16 protein-coding genes are annotated in these 19,860 nt (G+C 55.5%); 7 read left to right on the top strand and 9 right to left on the bottom strand.

Features of this window, described 5'->3' with window-relative positions:
• Nucleotides 1-349 precede the first annotated feature (349 nt).
• The 6 genes from AC1DV6_RS15830 to AC1DV6_RS15805 all read right to left on the bottom strand — a co-directional run bounded on the left by AC1DV6_RS15830 (nt 350) and on the right by AC1DV6_RS15805 (nt 5,018).
• On the bottom strand, nt 350-1,732 hold the full coding sequence (locus AC1DV6_RS15830; protein WP_477979058.1) for a ComEC/Rec2 family competence protein: 1,383 nt from the start codon (nt 1,730-1,732) through the stop codon (nt 350-352).
• Between the two features lie 93 nt (nt 1,733-1,825).
• Nucleotides 1,826-2,494 (bottom strand): AbiU2 domain-containing protein, encoded by a 669-nt coding sequence (locus tag AC1DV6_RS15825; RefSeq protein ID WP_477979056.1) that lies wholly within the window; start codon nt 2,492-2,494, stop codon nt 1,826-1,828.
• A 48-nt stretch (nt 2,495-2,542) separates the two neighbouring features.
• Nucleotides 2,543-3,151, bottom strand: coding sequence for a hypothetical protein (locus AC1DV6_RS15820; protein WP_477979054.1), 609 nt, complete (start codon nt 3,149-3,151; stop codon nt 2,543-2,545).
• Between the two features lie 2 nt (nt 3,152-3,153).
• On the bottom strand, nt 3,154-3,543 hold the full coding sequence (locus tag AC1DV6_RS15815) for a hypothetical protein (protein WP_477979052.1): 390 nt from the start codon (nt 3,541-3,543) through the stop codon (nt 3,154-3,156).
• A 14-nt stretch (nt 3,544-3,557) separates the two neighbouring features.
• A complete protein-coding gene (locus AC1DV6_RS15810; RefSeq protein WP_477979050.1) occupies nt 3,558-4,220 on the bottom strand; it encodes a DUF4145 domain-containing protein in 663 nt (220 codons plus the stop codon).
• Between the two features lie 60 nt (nt 4,221-4,280).
• Nucleotides 4,281-5,018, bottom strand: a complete 738-nt coding sequence (locus AC1DV6_RS15805; protein WP_477979048.1) for a DUF4145 domain-containing protein — start codon at nt 5,016-5,018, stop codon at nt 4,281-4,283.
• 383 nt (nt 5,019-5,401) lie between these two features.
• Here AC1DV6_RS15805 and AC1DV6_RS15800 point away from each other — a divergent pair, with 383 nt between their 5' ends.
• The 3 genes from AC1DV6_RS15800 (at nt 5,402) to AC1DV6_RS15790 (ending at nt 8,620) form a co-directional block, all read left to right on the top strand.
• Nucleotides 5,402-6,373 (top strand): DUF2971 domain-containing protein, encoded by a 972-nt coding sequence (locus AC1DV6_RS15800; protein ID WP_477979046.1) that lies wholly within the window; start codon nt 5,402-5,404, stop codon nt 6,371-6,373.
• A gap of 128 nt (nt 6,374-6,501) precedes the next feature.
• On the top strand, nt 6,502-7,176 hold the full coding sequence (locus tag AC1DV6_RS15795) for an SOS response-associated peptidase (RefSeq protein ID WP_477979044.1): 675 nt from the start codon (nt 6,502-6,504) through the stop codon (nt 7,174-7,176).
• A 148-nt stretch (nt 7,177-7,324) separates the two neighbouring features.
• On the top strand, nt 7,325-8,620 hold the full coding sequence (locus AC1DV6_RS15790; RefSeq protein WP_477979042.1) for a TIGR03862 family flavoprotein: 1,296 nt from the start codon (nt 7,325-7,327) through the stop codon (nt 8,618-8,620).
• Here AC1DV6_RS15790 and AC1DV6_RS15785 read toward each other — a convergent pair.
• Genes AC1DV6_RS15785 through AC1DV6_RS15775 form a run of 3 tightly spaced genes read right to left on the bottom strand, consistent with a single transcriptional unit; the run spans nt 8,524 to nt 15,660 of the window.
• Nucleotides 8,524-9,894 (bottom strand): TIGR03862 family flavoprotein, encoded by a 1,371-nt coding sequence (locus AC1DV6_RS15785; RefSeq protein WP_477979040.1) that lies wholly within the window; start codon nt 9,892-9,894, stop codon nt 8,524-8,526. The genes AC1DV6_RS15790 and AC1DV6_RS15785 overlap by 97 nt on opposite strands.
• Complete coding sequence (locus AC1DV6_RS15780) at nt 9,884-13,165, bottom strand: UvrD-helicase domain-containing protein (protein WP_477979038.1); 3,282 nt, start codon at nt 13,163-13,165, stop codon at nt 9,884-9,886. The genes AC1DV6_RS15785 and AC1DV6_RS15780 overlap by 11 nt, the downstream gene beginning before the upstream one ends.
• Nucleotides 13,162-15,660, bottom strand: a complete 2,499-nt coding sequence (locus tag AC1DV6_RS15775) for a PD-(D/E)XK nuclease family protein (protein ID WP_477979037.1) — start codon at nt 15,658-15,660, stop codon at nt 13,162-13,164. The genes AC1DV6_RS15780 and AC1DV6_RS15775 overlap by 4 nt, the downstream gene beginning before the upstream one ends.
• 166 nt (nt 15,661-15,826) lie before the next feature.
• On the opposite strand from AC1DV6_RS15775, the gene trxA reads away from it, so the two are divergent.
• The 4 genes from trxA to AC1DV6_RS15755 all read left to right on the top strand — a co-directional run bounded on the left by trxA (nt 15,827) and on the right by AC1DV6_RS15755 (nt 19,858).
• Nucleotides 15,827-16,162, top strand: coding sequence for a thioredoxin TrxA (gene trxA, locus AC1DV6_RS15770; protein WP_477979035.1), 336 nt, complete (start codon nt 15,827-15,829; stop codon nt 16,160-16,162).
• A gap of 254 nt (nt 16,163-16,416) precedes the next feature.
• On the top strand, nt 16,417-17,679 hold the full coding sequence (gene rho, locus AC1DV6_RS15765) for a transcription termination factor Rho (RefSeq protein ID WP_477979033.1): 1,263 nt from the start codon (nt 16,417-16,419) through the stop codon (nt 17,677-17,679).
• A 100-nt stretch (nt 17,680-17,779) separates the two neighbouring features.
• Nucleotides 17,780-18,037 (top strand): type B 50S ribosomal protein L31, encoded by a 258-nt coding sequence (locus AC1DV6_RS15760; protein ID WP_477979031.1) that lies wholly within the window; start codon nt 17,780-17,782, stop codon nt 18,035-18,037.
• A 114-nt stretch (nt 18,038-18,151) separates the two neighbouring features.
• A complete protein-coding gene (locus AC1DV6_RS15755; RefSeq protein WP_477979029.1) occupies nt 18,152-19,858 on the top strand; it encodes a hypothetical protein in 1,707 nt (568 codons plus the stop codon).
• Nucleotides 19,859-19,860 lie beyond the last annotated feature (2 nt).

Raw genomic sequence — 19,860 nt, 5'->3', positions numbered from 1 at the left:
GAGTTGAAACTATTCAAACGCGACCAAGGCAAGGTATCAGACACGTAATAGAGAGAATGCGGTAACCGACGCGTAAAGGGATTAGGTGTGAGTACCGGAGGCTTCACCGTATACGCGATCGCGGGTGACCCGTTAGCAAGCAGATACCTTTCCCAAACGGGGGAAGACTGCTATATGGCATTCTTCTGGCGTCATCCCAAGACGGCTTTGTCTCGATTGCAGTCAAGATCGACCGTGGTCAACACCAACGAACTGGTCAGCAATTGCCGGAATGGTGGTCAGTGATTTCCGGAATATGCACAATACAAGTATCGGGTAGATAGTCACCTGTACGGATAAGTGATTGATCCTAATTTGGATGCCAATACTCAGCAGTAATAGCGCTCTGCCTCGGGATCAACAGTCGGACGTTGTCGCAGCCACCGGGCTTGCCATCGGCGGTTGTACCCACCTTGTCTTCCGAATCGCCACACTGATCATCTTCCAAGTCAGTACGGAATAACGTACCGCGCTTGGTGAGCTCATCAACTATCTCAGCATCTGGCAACACAACACTGGCGTATTTGGTTGGTCCAGCTGAAACCACGAATAGCTTGGCACCAATGGCATTTAGCGTCTTGATTCGGGACGACGTTTTGCTTCCATGGTGGGCAACTACCAATACATCCGCTTTCAGATCCGATGTGCAGCAAGCCAGAAGTGTTCCTTCCACAGAACCATTTGCTGGGGTGTTAGAAGGCGCTTTTCTCCCTCCTGCCTCTCCGTCACCCATAACCAGGATGCGTTTGTTCCCGAGATCGAATCGGACAACCAGGCTGTTTTCATTGAAGCTGGATTGGTGAGCGCCGTTGGCGTACAAGATTGTCATTGACGCATCCTGGCCTAGAACAATCTTTTCGTTGTCAATGCGCTTTGCATGCTGAATTTCCAGAATCTGCTGCTCTTGCGCTACGCCGTAGCAAGTCTTCTTGGTCATGGGCACCTTCTCAGTCCCTGTGTCCATAGTGACGGTGTGGTACTGAATTTCAGGATCATCTGCGATAGCTCGCAAGAAGTTGCGGTATCCGCAAATTCCGTTGTACGCACCGGAATTCCAAACGTTGGTGGGTTTGTACTTTGCGATCACATCAGGTAGAAGTTCCACATGGTCGCGGTGTGGGTGGCTCAAAATGACATGGTCCAGCTTTACCAATGCTGGTTTCAGCGTTTCCAGATAGGCAATGGCGCGGTTCTTTGCACCCAACCCCAGATCGTCGTTACTGCCGGCGTCGTAAAGCACCGCAAAGTCAGGTCCACGAAGCAACACCGCCAGTCCGGTTCCGACATCAATTGCATGCAATTCAAAAACTACCTCTCCGGACGTAGTTGTTGAGCCATGAGGGGTTGTAGTGGCTTCGACTCCTGGTGGGCAATTTTTGATCTCTGTTGTGCGCTTGGTTGCAAAGGCCGTACGGCCGTCCTGAAGACTCAGTTGGTACCAATTCGGAACAGCAGCAACTAAAGGGAGGTACTTGTCAGGCGCCAGGGTGCTAAGAGATGGGCTCGCTGCTGACGGAGTTGATCGGAGCGGAATGGCCTTTGCTGTGGCGGCGGACACTGTGACGCAGTCAGCCGCTTGGGCTGTCCCCGTCAACATTCCCAATGCAGCAAGGCTGGAGAGCATCAAGTACATGGCGCGTGCAATAGTCTGCATTGCGGCTGATTTGCGGGAATTGATTGCCTGAAAAGTCATGCTACATCCACTCTGACGTTTGAAAATTGTTGTCGAACTAATCATTCGTCCAATTCTTTTTTAAGAATCTTCGTGTCTACCAATCCGTATAGTTCAGACTCCACTTGGATAGGCCTTTCGCAAATCGTCTCTTGGAATATCGCCTGTTGCCACCAACTCGCGGTACCGCTTTGCCCGGGTCAATGCCGCGATCAGATGTTCTCCATCCTGCTTCATGACGAAGTGTTCATATGCTCTCGTCGTCTGGGTGTAATGCAGTTCCACGAGATTCATCACATCGCGCAGTTTTTCCATTGAATTCTCGATTTCGTCACGCGATGGGCCTTCCAATGGAATAGCGCGCGCGTTGAGGAGTGTGTCCAAATCGTTATGCGCAATCCATTTATTTCTTCTATGTCGAACTTTGTCGCAAGAAGTTTCAAAACTATTAAGTAAGTTCTCCATTCCGTCTGCAACGGAACTCTCGCCAATTCCGTGCAATTCGACCTGTAATCTACGTAGAGTTAAATTCTTGCGCTTTCCACTACCCGCGGAATCACCAATCTTGCTTAACGCCATTTGCACATCGTGCAGCAATAGGTTCTGTAGAACCCACGTCACGGTTCCAGCGGTTTCATTCAGAAGTTCAATGCGTTTTTTACTGGTTCCGAAAAGCTGGCGATAAATTATCCAACGACCATGCAACCACACAACCTCCACTAAGAGTGTGGCCCAAAGCTCTTGAATGGCTTTGGGGAAGCGAACATCAGTCGGATGTGGCATGTGGTTCCTAGTGAAAAATCAACGTTGAATTTTCGACTCAAGCGCCGTTTATGGCTCCTTTTTAAGCGAGTTGGGTAGTTCAATGCCAGCCTCGGAAGCCGGCGGTTGCCCTTTCTCGTCCAAGGGCAGCTGAACCATCGCACTTGGTGACACCTGCTTTTGCAATTGAGAGAGCACTTCGTTGTGTGACCTCTGAGTGTTGGCATTAATACCGTCAACTATCTCAATAGCCTTTTGTTGGGAGTTGGGGATGAGTATTCCCCCGGGCCCAGCCAATCCACTGGGTTCAGGAAGCGGTTGAAGTGATGCAAAAGCCGCAATCAGTTTGGCGAAATTCTGAAACGCCTCAGGCGAGCCGAGAAGGCGACTGTCAGTCGATATATTTGTCCCATCCGCCATTACCAACTGCGTCGCATGAGATTGAGCCAAGTCGGTATCGCGCTGAGACTGCCGCCAACACCAGACTACCGCGGCACAGAGAGCCGCTGACAATACGACAAAAATCCAACCGCCAGTCTTATCCATAGCCAACAGGATTCCCCCAAGGAGGACTGCTACGATTGCCATAACAGTCAGGCTCACCAGGACAACTTGACTTCTAGCTGGGCGAACATTGAACGATGTGGCGGCACTAAGATTCGCATTCAAGTTCGACATTCTTAGCCCCCATAGTCAGTAATTGACTCAGAGCCATTGGCATGCTTAGTCGGTACAAACTCAGGAAAATACTGAGTAGCCCAATCGAATCGACCGAGAAAAAGCCGAATGATCTTTGAGATATTGGTTGAGTACTCAATCCGCGTTGTCTTATCGATAACGCACTCAATAATTTCAAAGTTGTCAGAAGTAACCTGTAGAACGCAATTGTCAAATCGGCAACCGACGAACTTGTAGCCATCTAAAGTGAGAGCTTTTCCACTGTAGTACATGCCCTTCACTTCTGGTCTAAGCCAAGAAGCTAGCCCCAGTTGCTGGGGTCTCGGTTTCTGCGGATTTATTGCATTTGCAATGATTCCAAGTGCGCCACCTGAATTGCTACTTGTGTTCACGTTTTACTCCTAAGTTAAGACACTTGCTTCGGTTTTCGCTTCGCTTTGGGTTTTGCCTTATTTTCTTGATATAGGTCCGAGCTACCAACTAAACCGTAGAAGTACTCCATGAGACTCTCCACAACGTAGAGTGCTCGGTGTATATCAAGATGGTCAGGAGTAACTTGAGCATGTACCGCCTCATTACCGACAGTGCGAAAGTCATGTAGTGTCGTTATGACTTTGTCATCAAAGATGTTGGCGAGCGCATTGATTTTTGATTCCAGGCTGAATGCGTATTTGGATGCATCGATGCGATCAACAATGATTGCTTCTAGCAGAGCTCGCAACCCGACTGCTGATAGCAGGACTAGTTTCGAATCGTGCGCAGCTACCGTCTCGTGATAAAGCGTTCGAATTGATGCTGGCATTCGGGAAAAGAATTTCCGTTGCCGCTTCTTATAGTTACGTTCTGGAAAGAATTCAATTTCAGGTTTATCGCCTTCGTCTTGGAAAGAAAAAGGGTGAGTAGTCAGCTTGAATGAAAAAAGGTCGCAGCCGCAGCACTGCAGTGTCTCAGCATGCCAACGCTGATGTTCTCCAAAAAGAGAATCCTCTCGGTTAGTTTCAGCTGAAGCGACGACGCCGTGCCAAGTGGAGTGATTGCAAGCATTACAGTGGCTACGAATGCGTGTCATTGGCAATAAGCGTCACTATTAGAGTCACTGTAGGTCATAGCCGCGTACTGATCTGAGGAGTTATGGCTTTGCGGTGCGTCTAGCGCTGAGTTCCCATGGCAAGACATACAAGTAATTTAAAAGCTCAAGAATGAAATCCATCAGTTGCTGCGCATCCTGCCTATCCACTATGTCCATCGGGTCGTAATGCGCACCCGCATTGCCGACAAGTCGAACTTCCCTCACCCAATCTACTAACGACGGGTGAAGAAACCCTTTGGATGACAAACTGTGCAAACGTTGCGCTAGTGTCCCTGTCAATTCACCTTTGTCCACAGCAACCGCTTCCAGTGTTCGCCGAGCCATTACAGCGGCGGCTCTTGGGCAGTTCGCAGCCAGCGCCAGAACACCTTCGTTGTAAATCCCTTGAATTGGAGCTGGTATAGCGGCGTGCAAGCGCGCCCCTGCTAGCGGCCACCAATGGAATCCACGCCACGTTACGTTACCTCCACCTTTACGCTCTTTAGCACGATGCTCACCAATCCACTGCTCCTCCAATACAAGAACTCCTTGGTTGCAGTGACGGCAGACTAATGATGTGATTCGCTCGTTGAATGTCGGTTGATTTGCACCACTTCGTTCAACTATGTAACCACCGTCGAACGTAAGAGGTAAGGAGTTGACGTACTCGAAGCTTGACTGCTTCTCGCATCGCGGACAAAGGCCAGACGGCTTCTCTGAATCAGGGGGGCCGTCGTTTTCATGCGGCATGGGTTCACCACGCGCGCCAGTTGCCGTCTTGTTTCTGCCGAAGAACATCAGCCCTCCCTACGAGCCATCGTGTGTATTTCAAGGCGTTCGCTTTCTTTGCGAAGCGACTCGTTGGCAAATGTAACTCTTGGAGCAATGATCTGTCTACCCACCATGTGCAACCACCCTGAAAGTCTGAAATCTGGCAAAGTGGATGAGAGCGTGGCCGACACGCTTCGCCTCGATTGCGGTCTTGTACGGTTGCGTCGCAAGGCTAATTGCACCGATCAATGCAAGCAGACTGATCAGCAATAGCCTGGATGATGATGGACTGCTATTTCCAAATATGCAACGACAGTTCATTTTTGCCGGCAAACATGCCTTGCATGTTGTGAATCGTTCTTAGAATGAACTGCCTATCTCAGGGATCGCACAATGTATTTGAAATAAAAATGGCCATCGAACCAACGTTACTCCCGCTCTATAAGCAAGTATTTTTTCCCTATGCAGACGCTGCGGTGAAGCGAATGAAAGAGCATAAAGGGCGATTCGCTTACTACACAAACGCAGCAACAGCGATGTTGATATTGAGCAGTCGCTCTATGTGGATGCGCAGCACAATGGTCATGAATGATTCTTCAGAGGTTGCACATGGCCTTTCTTGCGTCGTGAGTGCCCTAAAGTCAGAAGTCGGGAAAAAACTTAAACACGAGATTGATCGGCATTACCCGGGACTTATGGCGGAGATCCTAGATACCTTTTACGCTTGGAGTCCAGGGTTTAGCAAGGATACTTTTATCCTTTGCCTCTCTGAACATATGCCAGCTGACGACGCATTTGGTCGTCTTTCTATGTGGCGCGCATATGGTGGAAACGCGGGGGTTGCCCTCGTCATAAATGGTGATGTCTTGTTTCAAGAAAGCGATGCACTTGCCGCCTACTCCATGCCTGTTGCCTATCTTGATGATGATGGCCTGCAACAACAAATCAGCGAGGTCGTTGATGGAATTGGCAAAAATGCCCAACTCATAAAGTCAATCGGTCGCGAGTCCACGCGCAATACAATTTTTGGCATGTTGCGATATGCAACTGTGTGCACAAAACATCCTGCGTTTGCAGAAGAGCGCGAATGGAGAGTGGTGGCTTCGCCTGAATTTCAGAGTAGTCCGCTGGTACCCGTCGAAGTAGAGACGGTAGGTGGAATACCCCAGAGAGTCCTTAAGATTAAGCTGGAGGACCACCCTGACAAAGGACTTATTGGTCTAGAACCAGTCAAACTAATTGATCGAGTAATGATCGGCCCTTGTGAACATACCGATGTCATCGGCCAAGCTCTGTATAGAGGGCTCTCAAATGTCGGACTAAGCGATCCATGGAAAACTATCTGGAAGACTGGTATTCCATTGCGCCTAAATCAACGCTGACGTGAACAGTTGAGATACGGTTGCTAGTTCTTTGACAGAATTACTCCGAGCTGCTGGTGCAATTTGATCAATGAGAAAGGCAAACATCATATTGTCTGTATCTGCCCGTTAACGCTACGATTGGTCCTATGTGCAATCTGTATGCAGCATCTGATCGAGAAACCATCATGCGCACGCATTTTGTGCCGGCATTTAGTGGTGAATACGGGCCCGAGGTTGCGCCGAATATGCCAGGCCCCATCGTGCTGCGTAATCGAGTAATCGTAGCGCAGTGGGGAATGATCCCTCCGTTTTCACCGACCCACATACCGTCTATGCCAGATGGCAAAAGATTGTCCACCAACAACTGTAGGCGCGAAGGTATGGTCAAGACGCCTACTTTCGGAAACGCATGGCGTCGTGGTCAGCGCTGCTTGGTGCCAGCGAATAGTTACATAGAACCGAACTGGACATCTGGCCGAAACATTTGGTGGAAACTTTGGCGTGCAGATGGTGAGCCTTGGGCGTTAGCTGGCCTCTGGAGTGAGTGGCAAGATCCAGAAACCGGCTGGATGGTGCCGAGTTTCACTCTGATCACCCAGAACTGTGACAGCCACCCATTGTTGAATCAGATGCACAAGCCGGACCCCAGGTTGCCGCCAAACAAACAGGACAAACGCTGTCCCGTACCCCTGGAACATGAAAATTGGGATACATGGCTCAATGGCACCAGCGACGAAGCCGAATCACTCATACAGTTGCCGCCCGTGGAAATCTATCGTGATGGACCAGCGTCCACGATTATCCAAGGCTCTTTGTTCTAATCACCAGAGCCGCTGGAATTGCGCAACTTCTCTGGAAAGTACAACGACAGAACGAAAATCCTGAAACGAATCAAATTTCTCAGACAATTGAAAACTGAAATCTCTTGTCGTTTCAATTTCCAAATACTAAATACAAAAACGGAACGTAATGAATGCAAAGTTTGACGTAACTGTTGCCGTGATTGGTGGTGGTCCGGCAGGTCTGATGGCAGCTGAAGTGCTGAGCAAATCTGGCATCGAGGTACACCTATTTGACTCAATGCCGTCTGTGGGACGTAAGTTCCTTCTAGCCGGCAAGGGAGGCCTGAACCTCACGCATTCTGAAGGCGCAGAACTTTTTGCCAGTCGCTTCAATACAAACCGACTGCAGATTGATGCTTTGCTGGCAGAATTCGGCCCCACAGATTTGCGGAATTGGGCTGAGACACTCGGTGTACAGACATTTGTAGGAACATCCGGTCGCGTTTTTCCAAAAGATATGAAAGCCGCGCCACTACTTAGAGCGTGGATTCATCGCTTGCGCCACCCTACTCTTGACGGTGCGGCAGTGCAGTTCCACGTTCGCCACCGTTGGATAGGTTTGGTCGGAAACGATCCTAAAGACTCCCATAGTCTTTGTTTTGAAACTCCTCAAGGAAGAAAGCAAGTCACCGCTTCTGTTGTGATTTTGGCCCTTGGTGGAGGTAGCTGGGCACGTTTGGGTTCCGATGGTTCATGGACTCAAATACTCAGCCAACGCGGAGTCGCAATGGCTCCATTGTTACCCTCAAATTGTGGCTTCGAAGTGCAAAATGGATGGAGTCAACACTTCGTAGAAAAGTTCGCCGGACAACCCTTCAAATCAGTGTCGATCTCGTTTTCCGATAGCAAGGGAAATTCATTTAGTCGAAAAGGTGAGTTCGTCGCTACTTCTACGGGGGTCGAAGGAAGTCTGGTTTATGCGGCGTCGGCATTGTTACGCGACGAAATTCTTTTTCGTGGCAGCGCTACCTTCACTCTTGATTTGGTACCCGATTTGACGCACGAGAAAGTGATTGCCGAAGTGCGTCACCCGAGAGGCAGTCGTTCACTATCCAACCATCTGAAGAGTCGATTGAATTTAGACGGTATCAAGTCGGGAATTCTTCGTGAACTATTGTCGAAGGAAGAAATGAACGATCCCGGTCGCCTTGCCGCAGGAATTAAAGCAGTGCCAATCACATTGAAGGCAACCCGTCCAATAGATGAGGCTATTAGCAGCGCAGGCGGTGTCTTGTTTGAGGCCATGACACCTGAATTAATGCTCAAACACATTCCAGGCGTTTTCTGTGCTGGAGAAATGATCGATTGGGAAGCTCCGACAGGTGGCTATCTGTTAACTGCTTGTATATCTACTGGTCGTAAAGCAGGGACTGGAGCGTCGGAATACCTTAAAAATATAGGTCTATTGCAAGCTGAAACCTGAGCTGCTACTTTCCGGCAAGCCGATATGCGACTTGACGAACGCTTTAGCCTTGAATTTATTGATCGAAATGACATCCGGCATGTAATTGCTTTTTTATAAAAACCGAGCATCTCTCCGGCGCAAAACACGCCCGGCAATTGCTCCAGCATCAGGCCTGGAGTCATGGATTCAAACACCACACCGCCCGCACTGCTGATGGCTTCATCCAGCGGACGCGCAGCCTGTAGCATCAATGGCAATTCCTTGATCGCGCTGGCCAGCGTATCCGGGTTGTCCAATGTTTCTTTAGTACACAGCTCATAGAGCAAACCCATCTTGATCCCGTCGATCGACAGACGGCTTTTCAGATGACTGGACAGCGAGCGCGAGCCGCGCGGATGCTTGCATTCCTTCAGAACCCGTTCCAAGGGAAAGTCGGGCAGTAAATCCAAGCTGAATTTCGCACTTCCGGTTTGCAGGATTTCATCGCGCAGCAAAGCCGACGCCGCGTAGATCAGGCTGCCTTCGACGCCAGTCTCCGTGGCTACAAATTCGCCCTTGCGCTGGAATGCGCGGCCATCGGTTGTTGCCACCGTTATCGCGACCGACTTGAACGGCTGCCCGGCAAAACGGCTGGAGAAATGCGTGCTCCAGCCACCCTGCACATCAAAGCCGCAGTTGGATGGCAACAGCGGCGCGACTTGCATACCCTTGGTCGCAAGCACATCCACCCACGCGCCGTTCGATCCCAGCCGCGCCCAGCTTCCACCGCCCAGCGCCAGCACCACGGAGCGGGCGCGTTGCGTCACTGGACCTTGTGGCGTGTCGAATTGCAAGGTGCCGTCTTCCGCCCAGCCTGTCCAGCGGTGCCGCATATGAAATTGCACCGGCTGGCCCTGCTGCGGATGGCGCAGCTGCTGCAACCAGGCGCGCAACAGCGGCGCGGCTTTCATGTCTTTGGGGAACACGCGGCCTGAGGTGCCAACAAAGGTCTCAATGCCCAGTCCGTGCGCCCAGTCGCGCAAGGCTTGCGCATCAAAGTCTTTGAGCAGCGCCTCAATCGCAGGGCGGCGCGCGCCATAACGGCCCGCAAAGGCATCAGCGCCTTCGGAGTGCGTCAGGTTCAGCCCGCCTTTGCCCGCCAGCAGGAATTTGCGGCCTACGGACGGCATCGCGTCAAACAGATGCACAGAACACCCGGCCTGTGCAGCCACCTGCGCTGCCATCAGGCCCGCCGGGCCGCCGCCGATCACGGCAACATCAATCACCGGAGCCATCACATCTTCATTGCGCATTGCTTGTCATTTCCATCAGTGCGCCTTGCGCGGTTAAAAAAGCGGCCCGTACGACCTGGCCCGGTTGGGCTGCTGCGACGGCATCGCGGTAGGTTTGCAGTTGCGCCAACAACTCAGGCTGCAACAAAGGCTGCGCGGCGGACTTGTAGTCCAACACCCACCATTCGCCGGTAGAGCGGCGCTGCACCAGTCTGTCCATGCGCAGCGGCTTACCGCGCCACGCGATGCCAACTTCGTTACCTTGCCAGGCGAGATCCGAAGTATCCCAAGCCCATGCGCCTTCGCCTTGCAGTATGCGCTGTGCCATCCCGCGGGCGATTGCGATCTGCTGCCCGTCCAGCAAAAACTCTGTTTGTGCTTTCAGCAATTGGCGCGGTGTCCAACCCGGCTGTGCTCCTGACCACTCCAACAGCCTGTGCATCGCCAAACCGATACGCGCATCGAGGTCCGTGGACGCATCGACAGTCGATCCGGTTGCTACATATTCCATAGCTGCTTGCGCACGTTTTACGGGCGTTGCAGCCTGATTTGGCACTATTTTCAGAAGTATCTGGATTGCATCCTGGTTTGGCGGGGTTAAGGCTGCTTCCGCACTTTCTTGCTCCGGTACTGCCACATCTTCCGCCAAACCTTCCAGCCGCTGCCACCAGCTCCCAGCCTGCTCACGGTGTGTCTCCATGCTTGAAATCACCAGCGTGTTGCGGGCGCGTGTGGTCGCCACGTACAGAGCGTTGAGCTCCTCGCGCTGCCGGGCAACCTGCTCGCGCGCCAGCGCATCAGCAACGCACGCACTGGGCTGCGACTCGCTGGCAAGAAACACAAGTCTTTGCGGATAAGCCGCTTCGCCCGGCCAATCCACCAACACACCCATGGATTCGCTGGACGGCGCGCTGCCATCGGTATCGAGGATCAAAACCAGCTGCGCCTCCAGACCTTTGGCACCATGCACTGTCAATAGACGCACTGCGTCCCGGTCGGCCCGTACAGGCGCAGTGTGTCCACCCGCGCGCAGAGCGCGTACAAAAGCGTACGCACTGGGGTAGCGCCCGCCATCGACCGCCAGCGCCGCTTGCAACACCGCTTGAAGATGGGACAGTGCCGTGTCTACTTGCGAGGTTTGTGCGGCAGTCGCATAGCGGGCCAGCACGTCGCCGTCCTCCACGATCGCGCTCAGCGCGTCGTGCACAGGCAAGGAATCCAGCCAGGCTTTCCAGCGCACCAGCAACTGGCCTGCACGTTGTAGGCTGGCGGGGAGATCGCTGGATTTCTGCAGTATCTGCCACCACGACAGCCTGGGCGCAGCACGCCTCAGCAAAGCGATCTGCACCAGATCGTCATCGCTGACTCCAAAGATGGGCGATTTCAGCGCACGCGCCAACGACAGGTCGTGCCGGGGTGACACCAGTACATCCAGCAAGGCGACGATGTCCTGCACCTCGGGCAGTTCGGACAAGTCATTCTTCTCGGGCTGCTGTGCCGGGATATGCAGCTCGGCCAGTGCCTCTTGCATCAACCCCAGGCGCTCGCGCTTGCGCGCCAGCACCAGCACATCGCGTGGATGCAGTTGCCCATCTACCATCTGCGCGGCCAGCCAGCGCGCGGCCTGACGGCACTCCAGCGTCTTGCGGGTTTCTTCGGGCGTATGGCGCGGCACGGTCAACGAATCGCGCCAGCCCATGATTTCTTCTTCGGCGGATGCCCCAGTGGTACCACGCAGAATCCGCGGCAACTTGAGCACACTGCCACTCGCCTTCGACGCGGTGCTGTGGGTACGGAATCCTTCGAACTCTTGTTGATCCTGTGCTTGCCTCATCACGGTGTTGACCACATCCATGACAGCTTGCGCATTACGCCGCGTGTGGTCACAGCTCAGCACATCACCTCCGAGGCCCTGTGCCACAAACACCTTGGCGGCTTGAAACACCTGCGGCTCGGCGCGGCGGAAGCGATAAATGCTTTGCTTGGGGTCGCCCACAATAAACACGCTGGGCGCACGCCCGGCCCCTGAGTACGAATCCAGCCAGGCGCTCAGTGCTTGCCACTGCAAAGGGTTGGTGTCCTGGAACTCGTCGATCAGCAGGTGCCGCACCCGTGCATCCAGCCGCTCTTGCACCCAGGCGCCAAGAAAAGGATCTGACATCAGCGTCAATGCGGCGCGTTCCAGATCACCCATATCGATCCAACCCCGCTCGCGCTTTAGCGCGGCGTAGTCATCAATCAGCCCGCGTGTCAGCCGCGCCATGCGCTGCTGGTGCAGCCAGGCATCGTGCTGGATTTGCGCTTGCGACATGCGCACCAGCAACTCCTGCGCTTCGCGCACGTACTCCAGCCCGGCCAGCTTTTCGCTGAATTTGCGCTGCTCGCCCTTTTGCGTCAGCAGCGCGGCAACGATGCCTGCGCTGTCGCTGGCAGTCATCGCCATCTCCAGCGCACTTGCAGCCTTGGTGCACGTCACCAAGGTAGATGCCCCCAGCGCGCTCGCAGCAGCCTGCAGGCGCTGGCGCACATCGGCCTGGTGCAAACGGTCTGAGGGCTGGGTCAGCCCTGCGTAGTCCGGGAAGCGCTCAGCCAATGTCTGCACCGACCGGTCCACCACACCGTGCGCATCGGCCAACGCAAACTCCACGCGCTTGTTCAGCGCGGCTTCCAGACCTTTGAGCGTCTGATGGCGACCGTACTGCGCCACCGCGTCTACATAGTCATTGCGCGCCGACGTGTCTTGCGCAATACGCGTGTGGAAGCGGCGCCAGACCTGCGTCACCGCCTGGCTATCGTTTTCCAGCAATTCGTACTGGGCGGGCAGGCCGAGTTCTTCCAACACCGACAAAGGCGCACTACGCACCAGCGCCGCGAACCAGCTGTGGAAAGTCCGTATCTGCACTGGCCTTCCGTGGCGCAACAACGCGCCATGCAGTTGCCGCAGGGCTTGCAATATTTCGGGCGAAATCTCTTCCGTCACGCCGCGCACATGCAGCGCTTCGCGCAAGGCTGCGTCATCCGCTTGCGAAAACTCCAGCAGCCAATCGTGCAACCGTTCGCGCATTTCACCAGCGGCTTTCTTCGTAAACGTGATCGCCAAAATCTCGTGCGGTGCGCAGCCGTCGAGCAACGCGCGCACCATGCGCGACACCAGCATCCAGGTCTTGCCCGCGCCGGCGCAAGCTTCCACCACCACGCTGCGGCGCGGGTCGCAGGCAATTGCGTAAAAACGCTGGGGCGTGACATGCACACCCTGGTGTTCGTAGGCCGCGTCTATTCTGGTGTCGCTCATGCCTGGCTCCAGAAATCTTTGCGGCACAGGCCGCGCGCCTGGCAGTATTCGCAGGCAGCTGCCTCACCCAAGGCTGGCAACGCCGCGCCTTCAGCAATATGGCGCATGTCAGTCAGAATGCCCTCTATCAACGCATCGCGCGCCTCAACGATATGTGGCTGTGCAACCAGGGAGGTCCCATCCCGCTCGCCGACATTGACGTAAGCCGCCTGCAGCGTGTCGTTGGGCAACAGCGCGGCATAGAACGCCATCTGCGTGTCTTCCAGCGGGTCCTTGACCCGCGCTTTTGTCTTGCCTTGTGCCTCGGTTTTGTAGTCCAGCACCAGCGCCGAACCATCAGGCAGCGTGTCCAGCCGGTCAATGCGTCCGATTAATTTGATGGCACCCAGGTCCTGTTGGTGATTTGCCTCCCCTTCGGCGAACACCGCCCCCGTTGCCTCATGTTGCTCCAGCCAACGCAAGTAGCCATCGCGCACTGCGGGCCAGGCGGCAGAGAAAGGTAAAAACTCGCCGTCCGGCAGTGCGAGGCTCGCCGTCGCCCTTTGGCTCGCTTCTTCCATCAGCGCGATGCGCGATGCGCGGTCTGTGGTAGGCGTGGCTGCCAAAGCCGCATGGAAATGCGCCAACACCGCGTGCAACCACAGACCAAAATCGCGCTTGTCGATCTCGGATTCGAGCTCGTCGATTTCTTTCAGACCCAACTGGCGCAATGCGAAGAATTTGTACGGGCAGTTGCGCAGGTCTTCATACGCGCCCTGTGACAGCTGTTTCATCGGCAGCGATGCGCCGGTAGGCAGCGGCGTGCTGACCGGAGTGGATGCAACAACCCGCTCCTCGCGCGGGTCCGGCGCGTACTCCAGGGCGAGCCCCTGCTGATGCGCTTCCAGTTGCAACAACTGCACCAAACTACTGGGCTGCAAGGCCTCCCCCGCATCATCGCTGGTGCGCCAAAGCACATCGCAATGCGGCGCCCGCAGCGCCTGCAACCAGGCCTGTCGCATTTCTTCTGCCAAGGTCTCGCGCGCTGGTAGCCCCAGCGCCAAGCGCTGGGCCGCGGTCCACATGCCCGCGGGTTCCGGCGACACACTGAGCCGAACTTCGTCACACCCGGCAATCACAGCTGCGCCAAACGGCCGTGCCAGCATCTGGCTCATCGGAAGAATCACGGCCTGCTCTACCAACGGGTATTCGGGCTGAAAGCTGGCCGACTCCAATGTCTGGTTCACCCATGCGGTGAACCCGGGCAGGTCCAGCTTGTGACTACCCCACAGACTGCCTTCCAGATGCTGCATCCAAGCCACCTTGGCAACAGCATCCAAACGCAACGCGCCCAAGGTTTCAGCACCGGCAGGATCTGCTTCCAATAGATCCCAAACCTGCGTAGTGCGCAAAACATCTTCCAGTAATTGCAACCATTGCGCCAGCGTACGACGACCTGTGAATTGCCTTCGCACGGCGTCCACAGCATCTAGTTCCTGCACGACCTCGGGCAGCTCCAGCAGCTTCGGAATACGGCGAACCTCTGACCAATCGCGCGCCTGGGCCTGCCGTGCCATTGCCTCCAATACGTCCAGCGTGCCCAACCATTGTGGGCACGCCTTGAGCCAATCCAGCACCCTGTCAGTCGACGCATTCCAGGCGACCGCCCGCAACAACGCCATCACCCTTGCAGCAGACGCCGTGGTGGAAAGCTTCCAGCCGTTTTCATCGCGAATCTGTACACCCGCCGCGTCGAGCATCGCGCGCACCCGGCGCGTGAGCGAGCGGTCCGAAGAGACCAGCGCCACCGGTCCGTGACCGGCTTCGATGTGGCGCAATACACTGGCTGCGCTGCGCTGCGCTTCGTCTTCTGCATCACGGCATGCATGCATGGCTGGCATGGAAAATCGCGAGGGGGCGTGCGATTCGGACAACAGACTCATTACCGTCAGTTTGTCTGCCCATACAGATTGCAAGCCCGCCACGATAGGCTCTTTGGAGAAGCCCTGTACCAGGATTAGTGCATCGGTGGCATCACGCACATCGACAGTAAACAGGATGTCGGATGGATAAGTCGAGGCGGCAGCCCATTCCAACGCAATGCGGGCCACCGCCGCCTCCCACGCCAATGCGGCACCTTCCAGGCTCGCCAAAGTCCCATGGCGATGCTGCTCCGCCCAAGCGGCTCTTTTGTCAGGAACACAGGCCGCCGCAAGAGGTGCCAACTGCTGCGCCGTCTGGACCAACAGACCCGCCAACGCCTCGGATTGCGCGGCCAGCCCCGCTTTGCGCAGCAAATACTGCGCAGTGGGCAAATCGGCCGCCACGTCCATCTGGATACTCACTGCATCGGCACCACCTTCTGCCAATGCACTGGCCCAACTCATCGTGGTCTCAAACCGTGGCACAAAGCCATCGGGAAAGGCTTGCGCCCACAAGCGATTGGCCAATGGGCGCAGTTGCGCATAGGGCAGCAGAATCACGCTGCGCGCAGGATGCGCACCCTGCTGTTTCAAGGCGTTGCCAAGCCGGGCTAATAGCCCATTTTTTGGGTCCAACCATAGCTGCAAGGCATCAAATTTGCCTATGTCGGCCATAGTTTGGGCGGGGGTCGTATCGGGCTTGCTTTCTGTCACAATGCCGCAACTTTAGCTGTATTAGCAATCTTCCAAAGGAGCCACCATGGCCAGCGAACTCATCAAGCACGTTACCGACGCCACATTTGAAGCCGACGTACTCGGATCGACCCAGCCCATTCTGGTGGACTACTGGGCTGAATGGTGCGGCCCTTGCAAAATGATTGCGCCCATCCTGGACGAAGTCTCCAACACCTACGAAGGCAAGTTGAAGATCGCCAAGATGAACGTGGACGAGAACCGCGACATCCCCGCCAAGTTCGGTATCCGTGGCATCCCCACGCTGATGCTGTTCAAGGACGGTCAGTTGGCAGCCACCAAAGTAGGCGCGATGAGCAAGGCGCAATTGACAGCCTTCATTGATCAGCAATTGGCTGCGTAATTTTTTAGTTGGCAGCTGGCATCTGTGCCGGCTGCCCTTCTTCCCTCTCCCGAAACCCCATCTCTACAACCAATATCCGTTATCGGTTATTTGGTGTCATAATCAATTCCGTTCAGCCGCGCCATAAATAGGGCCGGTCCCAGATTCCTGGTTAGAACGCCGAGGCCAAACCATCGGTCTTGCCTCACCCCTCCCCCGTATTACTCAATCCTTTACCGAAGTCTCGGTTCACTATCCCACCCGGGCCACATTCCATGCATCTGAACGAACTCAAGGCACTGCACGTCTCCGAAGTCCTGAAACAGGCTGAAGAGCTTGAGATTGAAAACACCGGCCGCATGCGCAAACAGGAATTGATGTTTGCGATCATCAAGAAGCGCGCCCGTGCCGGCGAGCAGATCATTGCGGACGGCGTGCTGGAAATCCTGCCCGATGGCTTTGGCTTCCTGCGCAGCCCGGACACCAGCTACACCGCTTCGACGGACGACATCTACATCAGCCCCAGCCAGGTGCGCCGTTTCAACCTGCACACCGGCGACATGATTGAAGGCGAAGTTCGCACCCCCAAGGATGGCGAACGCTATTTCGCGCTGAATAAGCTCGACAGCGTCAACGGTGGCGCCCCTGAAAGCAACAAGCACAAGGTCATGTTCGAAAACTTGACCCCCCTGTTTCCTAAAGTGCAGATGCGCCTGGAGCAGGAGAACAAGACCGATGAAAACATCACCGGTCGCATCATCGATATCATTGCCCCCATCGGCAAAGGCCAGCGTGCCCTGCTGGTCGCGCCGCCCAAGAGCGGCAAGACGGTGATGATGCAGCACATCGCCCACGCGATTTCCGCCAACTACCCCGACAGCCACATGATGGTGTTGCTGGTCGATGAGCGCCCGGAAGAAGTGACCGAAATGCAGCGCACCGTCAAAGGCGAGGTGATTGCCTCCACATTTGACGAACCCGCCGCACGCCACGTGCACGTAGCCGAAATGGTGATCGAGCGCGCCAAGCGCCTGGTCGAACTGAAAAAAGACGTGGTGATCCTGCTGGACTCGATCACCCGTCTGGCCCGTGCCTACAACAACGTCGTGCCTTCCTCCGGCAAGGTATTGACCGGCGGTGTGGACTCCAATGCACTGCAGCGCCCCAAGCGCTTTCTGGGCGCGGCCCGTAACGTGGAAGAAGGCGGCTCACTGACCATCATCGCCACCGCGCTGATCGACACTGGCAGCCGCATGGACGAAGTGATCTTTGAAGAATTCAAGGGCACCGGTAACTCCGAAATCCACCTGGACCGCCGCCTCTATGAAAAACGCGTGTTCCCGTCGATCCAGCTCAACCGCAGCGGTACCCGCCGCGAAGAGCTGCTGCTGCAGCCCGAAATCCTGCAAAAAACCCGCATCCTGCGCCAGTTCCTCTACAACATGGACGAAATCGAGTCCATGGAGATGGTTCTGAAGCAAATGAAAGCCACGAAGAACAACAGCGAGTTCTTCGACATGATGCGTCGGGGTGGTTGACCTGAATTGGCGCAAGTCGTTGATTTAGTTGTATAATCTTGCGTTCAGCGGAAAGTAGGCCAGATCGGCTTGCCCGGCTACCGCAACTAAAAGGAAGATCATGAAAGAAGGCATTCACCCCAATTACCGCGAAGTTTGCTTCCAGGACATGTCCAATGGATTCAAGTTCGTGACCCGTTCCTGCGCTAACGCCAAGGAAATGATCGACATGGAAGACGGCCGCAAGCTGCCCCTCTTCAAGCTCGATACCACCAGCGAATCGCACCCTTTCTACACTGGCACACAGAAATCCGTGGACAACATGGGCGGCCGCGTTGAGAAGTTCCGCAATCGCTTCGGCAAGACTGCAGCGAAGTAATCCTGGCTCAGGCCATCACTCAGGTTTAAACCTGATGCATGACCCCAGAGTGACAATGAAGGCAGCCCGGTTTTCGGTGCTGCCTTTTTTTCGCCCCCATTTTTCCACTTGTCTGTGAACCATCCCACCCCAGCCATCGTTGCCCAATCGGCCGTGCGACGCATTCCGCGCATCGCCTTGTTGCTGTTTTGCGTGGCCTATGTCATCCCCGGCTTCCTCGGGCGTGAGGCCTGGAAAAACGCCGACATGGCGGCTTTCGGTTTCATGTCGCAACTGGCGGATGGAACGGCGAGCTGGTTGTCCCCCACATTGCTGGGTATGGCACCGGAACAACCCGCCCTGCTGCCGTACTGGCTGGGCGCCTGGGCCATTCAGCTTGCCCCCTCCTGGATGGCAGCAGACTTTGCAGTCCGTATTCCTTTTGCCTTGCTGCTCGCACTGGGTCTGATGGCGACATGGTACGGCACCTATTACCTCGCGCGAAGCCCGGAAGCGCAGCCAGTGCCGTTTGCTTTTGGCGGCGAAGCCCTTCCCGCAGACTACGCCCGCGCCATTGCAGACGGTGGCTTGCTGGCATTTATCGCCTCACTCGGATTGGCGCAGCTGTCGCACGAAACGACGCCTGCCTTGGCGCAGCTGAGTTTCAGCGCCTTGCTGTTTTTCTCGATATCCGCCATGCCTTACCGCAGAGTGGGTGCGACCGTGTCCGGTGCATTGGCCATCGCATGCTTGGCCCTGTCTGGCGCTCCCTTGCTTGCGCTGATCTTTGGCCTCGGCGCAAGCGCGCTGCTGGCCCTGCACGCGCAGCAACACAGCACAGACACAGAACACCCGATTGCACAACGCTGGCAAGTCGTCTGCCTTGCACTTGCCGCGGTGCTGGTGGCATGCATGGCATTCCCGCTCCAGTTATGGCAATCGAAAATCGTGGCGCTGCCATTGGCCTGGTCGACTTGGCGAGGCATTGGTGAACTGCTGTTGTGGTTTACCTGGCCCGCCGGTGCATTGGCGTTGTGGACGTTCTGGCGCTGGCGCAAGCAGTTGTTTACAACGCAGGTTCACGTGCACCTTGCGGTCCCCGCCTGGTTTGTCTTCGTCGGTGTATTGGCCGCCATCGCGACTGGCATGTCTGATCGCACGCTGCTGCTTGCACTGCCTGCTTGCGCTGCGCTGGCTGCGTTTGCATTGCCAACCTTGAAGCGCCAGATGGGGTCGCTGATCGACTGGTTTACGCTGATCTTTTTTTCAACCTGCGGGCTGACGATCTGGGTGGTCTGGATAGCGATGCAAACCGGCTTTCCGCCGCAACCGGCAGCCAACGTCGCGCGCCTGGCGCCCGGCTTTGTCAGCCAGTTTTCCTGCGTCGCATTGGCCGCAGCCCTATTGGCCACCCTGGCCTGGGCCTGGCTGGTGAAATGGCGTGTGGGCCGCCACCGGCGTGCCGTCTGGAAAAGTCTGGTGCTGCCCGGGTGCGGCGCTGCGCTGTGCTGGCTGCTGCTGATGACGCTATGGATGCCTCTGCTGAACTACACACAAAGCTATGGCGCCCTGGTCAAGGCAGCTCGCACGAAGTTGAACCCGACCGAATGCGTACAAACACAGCTGCTGGACCAAGGTTTGGCTGCCGCTCTGGTCGTCTATGGAAAGCTGGATTTGAAAGCCGTCAATGCCCCGCAAACCTGTCCCTGGTTGCTGTCACAGCCTGACTTGCCAGCCGACAGCGGCATGGTAGTTGATGAAGCACGCTGGGAGCTCGTAGACACCGTCCGCCACCCAGCGGACCACAACGAAGCCATCGCGGTGTACCGGTCTCGCCCCTAAGA

The sequence above is a fragment of the Rhodoferax sp. P2_H8_2 genome (assembly GCF_056403235.1).
This window is presented reverse-complemented; position numbering and strand designations above follow the sequence as displayed.

What these genes read in the sequence shown, in the direction of transcription:
- AC1DV6_RS15825 (WP_477979056.1), bottom strand. Translation starts at nt 2,494, where the DNA reads ATGCCACATCCGACTGATGTTCGCTTCCCCAAAGCCATTCAAGAGCTT.
- AC1DV6_RS15810 (WP_477979050.1), bottom strand. Translation starts at nt 4,220, where the DNA reads ATGACACGCATTCGTAGCCACTGTAATGCTTGCAATCACTCCACTTGG.
- AC1DV6_RS15795 (WP_477979044.1), top strand. Translation starts at nt 6,502, where the DNA reads ATGTGCAATCTGTATGCAGCATCTGATCGAGAAACCATCATGCGCACG.
- AC1DV6_RS15830 (WP_477979058.1), bottom strand. Translation starts at nt 1,732, where the DNA reads ATGACTTTTCAGGCAATCAATTCCCGCAAATCAGCCGCAATGCAGACT.
- AC1DV6_RS15790 (WP_477979042.1), top strand. Translation starts at nt 7,325, where the DNA reads ATGAATGCAAAGTTTGACGTAACTGTTGCCGTGATTGGTGGTGGTCCG.
- AC1DV6_RS15805 (WP_477979048.1), bottom strand. Translation starts at nt 5,018, where the DNA reads ATGTTCTTCGGCAGAAACAAGACGGCAACTGGCGCGCGTGGTGAACCC.
- rho (WP_477979033.1), top strand. Translation starts at nt 16,417, where the DNA reads ATGCATCTGAACGAACTCAAGGCACTGCACGTCTCCGAAGTCCTGAAA.
- AC1DV6_RS15800 (WP_477979046.1), top strand. Translation starts at nt 5,402, where the DNA reads ATGGCCATCGAACCAACGTTACTCCCGCTCTATAAGCAAGTATTTTTT.
- AC1DV6_RS15820 (WP_477979054.1), bottom strand. Translation starts at nt 3,151, where the DNA reads ATGTCGAACTTGAATGCGAATCTTAGTGCCGCCACATCGTTCAATGTT.
- trxA (WP_477979035.1), top strand. Translation starts at nt 15,827, where the DNA reads ATGGCCAGCGAACTCATCAAGCACGTTACCGACGCCACATTTGAAGCC.
- AC1DV6_RS15785 (WP_477979040.1), bottom strand. Translation starts at nt 9,894, where the DNA reads ATGCGCAATGAAGATGTGATGGCTCCGGTGATTGATGTTGCCGTGATC.
- AC1DV6_RS15780 (WP_477979038.1), bottom strand. Translation starts at nt 13,165, where the DNA reads ATGAGCGACACCAGAATAGACGCGGCCTACGAACACCAGGGTGTGCAT.
- AC1DV6_RS15760 (WP_477979031.1), top strand. Translation starts at nt 17,780, where the DNA reads ATGAAAGAAGGCATTCACCCCAATTACCGCGAAGTTTGCTTCCAGGAC.